The sequence below is a fragment of the Virgibacillus carmonensis genome (genome assembly GCF_057836705.1).
Window position 1 is genome coordinate 1 of the sequence record NZ_JBYQFJ010000074.1, and the last position, 1,402, is coordinate 1,402.

At 36.7% G+C, this 1,402-nt stretch carries 1 protein-coding gene; it reads left to right on the top strand.

Annotation, left to right across the window (positions count from 1 at the left end):
• Positions 1-272 precede the first annotated feature (272 nt).
• On the top strand, positions 273-1,402 hold a 1,130-nt coding region (locus AC3G7N_RS20500; RefSeq protein ID WP_489424018.1), incomplete at its 3' end, for an IS110 family RNA-guided transposase.

Consider the following 1,402-nt stretch of genomic DNA (forward strand, 5'->3'; position numbering starts at 1 on the left):
TAGCACCCTCGTATATTATTATTAACCAGAATTTTTCTGGCTTTAAAACTTTATACCTTATTCAAGGTATAATGTATGTAAATCAGATAGAGGTTGTCGTTCTGCGCCCTTGAAGCATTGTCTTCGTGCAATAGACTGGCACCTCTTTCTTTATAGATCTATTCGAATGAGCTGGATGACACGTAGTTGTCGTATATCGAACGAGGTTGGGTATCTATAAAGTAATAGAGGTTTCCTCCTACTCTGATTAATAGTACATGGGTGGTGCTCTTATGATTTATCTTGGTATTGATATTGGAAAACGTCATCACGAAGCTGGCTTAATCAACGAAAAAGGTCAGTCTATTGGAAAAACTGTACGTTTCGCTAATTCAAAAACTGGTAGTGATAGGCTTCTTAAATTCTTGAATCAACACCAAGCCACACCTGAAAATTGTGTTTGTGGTATGGAAGCCACAGGTCATTATTGGTTATCGGTTTTTTCTTTCCTTCATAATCTTGGCTTTAAAGTTACTGTTTTTAATCCTATGCAGTCTGATGCTCTACGTAATTTTTATATTCGTAAGACAAAAACAGATGTGAAGGATGCTTATCTAATTGCTCAAGTTATTCGAATTGATTCCCCGAAAGAAACTCCTTTTGTAAAAGAAGATTTACTTCAACTTAAACATCTTGAGCGATTACGTTACGCTTTAGTAGACCAAAGCTCGGATATTAAACGGAAAGTCATTGCTTTATTAGATCAAGTCTTTCCTGAATATGAACAGGTCTTTTCTGATGTTTTCGGGGTATCTTCCACTGAAATCCTTTTAAAATATACATTACCAGAAGACCTATTAAACATTGATACAGACAAACTAGCTGCGTTACTCAATTGTGTTAGTAAAGGACGTTATGGCATTACTAGAGCTCGAAATAAAGCTGAACAATTGAAGGATAGTGCACAAAATACTTTTGGAATTTCAATTGGTACAGACGTTTTTAAAATGCAAATCCAACTCTTACTTGAACAAATAAATTTACTTGAAAGCCAATTGGCACAAATCGAGAATGCCATGATTGAATTCTCTAACCAACAAGAGCATTTTTTAACGACCATTACTGGAGTGAGTGATGTAACAGCTGCTGTTGTGTTAAGTGAAATTGGCTTCATTAATCGGTTTGAACGTCCTGGACAGTTAGTGGCATTTGCAGGTCTAGATGCATCCATTCACCAATCTGGTGATTTTAATCGTTCCAACACCAAGATTTCGAAACGTGGTTCTCCTTATCTTAGACGCGCTATTTGGCAAGCAGCATTTGTAGCTAGTTTTCATGACCCAGCATTGTCACTTTATTATCAAAAATTAAGAAATCGAGGGAAAGCGCATGGAACCGCTATAGGGGCAGTAGCACGAAAATT